4 protein-coding genes are annotated in these 3,716 nt (G+C 44.4%); all 4 read right to left on the reverse strand.

Annotation, left to right across the window (positions count from 1 at the left end; translation table 11 throughout):
* Nucleotides 1-64: 64 nt before the first annotated feature.
* Nucleotides 65-994, reverse strand: a complete 930-nt coding sequence (locus B7Y67_RS12775) for a branched-chain amino acid ABC transporter permease (protein WP_293598977.1) — start codon at nucleotides 992-994, stop codon at nucleotides 65-67.
* Between the two features lies 1 nt (nucleotide 995).
* Nucleotides 996-1,916: a branched-chain amino acid ABC transporter permease gene (locus B7Y67_RS12780; RefSeq protein WP_215302320.1), complete on the reverse strand. Its 921-nt coding sequence runs from the start codon at nucleotides 1,914-1,916 to the stop codon at nucleotides 996-998.
* 17 nt (nucleotides 1,917-1,933) lie between these two features.
* A complete protein-coding gene (locus tag B7Y67_RS12785) occupies nucleotides 1,934-3,157 on the reverse strand; it encodes an ABC transporter substrate-binding protein (RefSeq protein WP_215387012.1) in 1,224 nt (407 codons plus the stop codon).
* 22 nt (nucleotides 3,158-3,179) lie between these two features.
* On the reverse strand, nucleotides 3,180-3,716 hold a 537-nt coding region (locus B7Y67_RS12790), incomplete at its 5' end, for an ABC transporter ATP-binding protein (RefSeq protein ID WP_293598978.1).

Here is a 3,716-nt window from a genome sequence, read left to right on the forward strand (position 1 = left end):
CTGCGAAACTTAAATGAGTACGGCGCCGAAGCGCCGTACTAAATACTAATAAGAAAAAACTAATTCAGCTTTTTTTCTTAAAGAGATGAGTGATTTCACCAACAACTCCACGACGGAAAGCTAAGACGCAAATTACAAAAATGAATCCCGTTGCAATGGTGCTCCAGGAGCCAATATTGGCCAAGTAATTTTGTAAGCCAACAACAATACCGGCGCCGACCACTGGACCAAGAATGGTTCCCATGCCGCCGAGCAAGGTCATCAAAACCACTTCGCCAGACATATGCCAATGCACATCGGTCAAGGTTGCCAACTGGAAAACCAGTGTTTTCAAGGAGCCCGCAAGGCCGGCGAGCGCAGCAGAAATTACAAAAGAAATTAACTTAAAACGATCAACGTCATAACCCAAAGACACTGCACGCGGCTCATTTTCACGAATAGCTTTTAAGACCTGACCAAACGGTGAGTGCACGGTACGAACGATCAACGCAAACCCCAGCAAGAAAACAGCTAGAACAAAGTAATACATGCTGACGTCATCTTTTAAGTCAATCAAACCAAACAACATGCCCCGTGGTACACCCTGAATACCATCCTCACCACCAGTAAAGGGAAGCTGCACTGCGAGGAAGTAGACCATTTGAGAAAGAGCAAGCGTAACCATTGCAAAATAAATACCTTGCCTGCGAATTGCTAAAGAGCCAATTAAAAAGCCCAAGAAAGCTGAGCCAAGAACACCCAAAGCAATTCCAAACTCAGGGGACAGCCCAGCCTCTTTGCAAAGATACGCGGTAATGTAAGCAGAGGTTCCAAAAAATGCTGCATGCCCAAAAGAAAGAAGGCCAGTAAAGCCCAGCAACAAATTGAAGGCGCAAGCAAAGAGTGCGAAACATAAAACCTTCATTGCAAACACAAGATAAATGAAATCTTGGAAGGGCAGTAACAGGGCAATTAAAACTAGAATGCCGTACAGTAATTTTGTTTTTGAGTTCAACTTATTTCTCCCGGCCGAAAAGTCCAGCAGGACGAATAAGCAAAACAATTGCCATGATTACGAAAATAACTACGCCAGATGCTTCTGGATAAAAAACTTTAGTTAGACCTTCAATTAAGCCTAACGCTAGGCCGGTCAAAATGGATCCCATAATAGAACCCATGCCACCAATCACAACAACCGCAAAAACCACAATGATGAGATTCGAGCCCATCAATGGATTCACTTGAAAAATTGGTGCAGCCAAAACACCAGCAAAGCCGGCAAGACCGACGCCATAAGCATAGGCCAAAGAAATCATTAAAGGCACATTGATGCCAAATGCTTGGAGTAGTTTTGGGTTTTCAGTTCCAGCACGAAGATAGGAACCCAATTTCGTTCTCTCAATAACATACCAAGTAGAGAAGCAAACCACTAGAGAAGCAACTACAACCCACAAACGATATTTAGGCAAGATGATGCCAATCGACTCTAATGGGATGGCACCCTGCAATATCTCTGGGGCTGGATAGCTCTCACCAGAAATTCCATACCAATGACGGAACATTCCCTCAATAATGAGCGCCAAACCAAAAGTTAATAAAAGGCCATATAAGTGATCTAGGTGGTAAAGGCGCTTGAGCATGGTGCGCTCAAGAATCAAACCAAAGCCCGCCATAACCAAGGGCACCAAAATTAATGCAAACCAATAATTAATAGAAAACTCAGGAAAGCCAAACCATTGACCTACTTGAGTTAAACCAATCCATGCAACAAATGCACCCATCGTGTATTGAGCACCATGGGAAAAATTGATGATGTTGAGTAGGCCAAAAATAATGGCCAAACCCAAACTCAAAATGGCGTAAAAGGAGCCATTGATAAGCCCCACCAAGAGCTGAGCAACCAGCCCTTGTGGGGTAATTCCAAGAAGTTCAAACATGCTTAATTAGAAATGGATTACTTGTTAGTAACCAACTTGCATCGTGACAATGAAAGTGGTTGTGTTGCCTCAGCAGCCGGAATCACCGCTTTGACGTTGTAATAATCCCATGGGCTCTTAGATTCAGATGGCTTCTTCACTTCGAGCAAATACATGTCATGTTCAAACTTACCATCGGCACGGATTTTTCCTTTGAATAATCCATCGTCAATGTTGGTTGATCTCAAGGCCTTCATTACTGCCTGAGTATCATCTGTGCCAGCCTTTTGAACTGCAGCTAAGTAAGCAAGAACTGATGAATAGACGCCAGCTTGAACGCTGGTTGGCATCCGCTTATGCTGCAAGATAAAGCGTTTGGCAAACGCGCGGGTCTTCTCATCTCTATCCCAGTAGAAGCCTTCTGTTAGGTACATACCTTGGGCTGCATTCAAACCCAAAGAGTGAACATCAGAAATAAACATGAGCAAAGGAACAACGGTTTGTTTTTTATTGATACCAAACTCGGAGGCTTGTTTAACGGAGTTGATGGTGTCTTGACCAGCATTTGCTAATGCAACAACATCTGCGCCACTGGCCTGAGCCTTCAGCAAGTATGAAGAGAAGTCGCTATTAGGGAATGGGTGCTTACTTGTACCAAGCACTTTGCCGCCGTTGGCATTAACAACATTGGTTGAGTCTTTCTCTAGGGCTGCTCCGAAAGCATAGTCAGCAGTCAAGAAGTACCAATTCTTTTTGCCCTGCTTAACAACTGCTTTAGCGGTACCGTTTGAAAGCGCATAGGTGTCATAAGTCCAATGCACGTTATTAGCAGTACATTTTTCATTGGTAATTGGTAATGATGCTGCACCAGACACCAAAGTAATCTTGTTCTTTTGTTCCGCGACTTCCATGACAGCAAGTGCAACGTTGGTCGAAACCAACTCAACAATCACATCAACACCGTCTTTGTCATACCACTCGCGCGCTTTGTTGGCGGCAATATCTGCTTTGTTCTGATGGTCGGCACTAACAAGCTCAATCTTCTTGCCAATAACAGTGCCATCTTTTGAGAAGTCGGCAATTGCCATTTTTGCGGCAATCACCGCGCCAGGACCAGCCAAATCAGAATAGGTAGAAGAAAGGTCAGTTAAAACACCAATCTTGATTACATCACCACTTACTTTAGATGTTTGCGCGAATGCTGGGTTTGAACCAAAAAAGGTTGCCGCCACCAGACACGCAGTAATTTGCTTTAACTTCATTTAGGTCTCCTATAAATAACTGCTAAACACCAAGATACTCATTTAACAAGCTTGCCTTCTCAGCCAACTCACTTTGATTGACAACCTCGACCACATTGCCATGTTCAACCACATAATGACGATCTGCTAGAGGTGCAGCAAATCGGAAGTTTTGCTCCACCAACACAATAGTGAAGCCTTTGTTACGTAAGCTTGTTACCACCTCACCCAACTTTTGAACAATCACCGGCGCCAAACCTTCGGTAATTTCATCCAGCAACAGTAATTTGGCACCCGTCCTCAAAATGCGTGCCATTGCAAGCATCTGCTGCTCGCCACCCGAGAGTCTTGTGCCTGGACTATTGCGTCGCTCATACAGGTTGGGAAACATTTCATAAATCTCATCCAAACCCATGCCGCCAGGGGCGATCTCAGGCAACAACAATAAATTCTCTTCGGCACTTAAGCTAGCAAAGATGCCGCGCTCCTCAGGACAAAAACCAACACCAAGCCGAGCAATCCTATAGGTTGGCATGGCAATCGTTTGGTTGCCATAAACCTCTACCGAACCCGTTCTCTT

It is taken from the genome of Polynucleobacter sp. 35-46-11, from assembly GCF_002281105.1.

What these genes read in the sequence shown, in the direction of transcription:
- B7Y67_RS12785 (WP_215387012.1), bottom strand. Translation starts at nt 3,157, where the DNA reads ATGAAGTTAAAGCAAATTACTGCGTGTCTGGTGGCGGCAACCTTTTTT.
- B7Y67_RS12780 (WP_215302320.1), bottom strand. Translation starts at nt 1,916, where the DNA reads ATGTTTGAACTTCTTGGAATTACCCCACAAGGGCTGGTTGCTCAGCTC.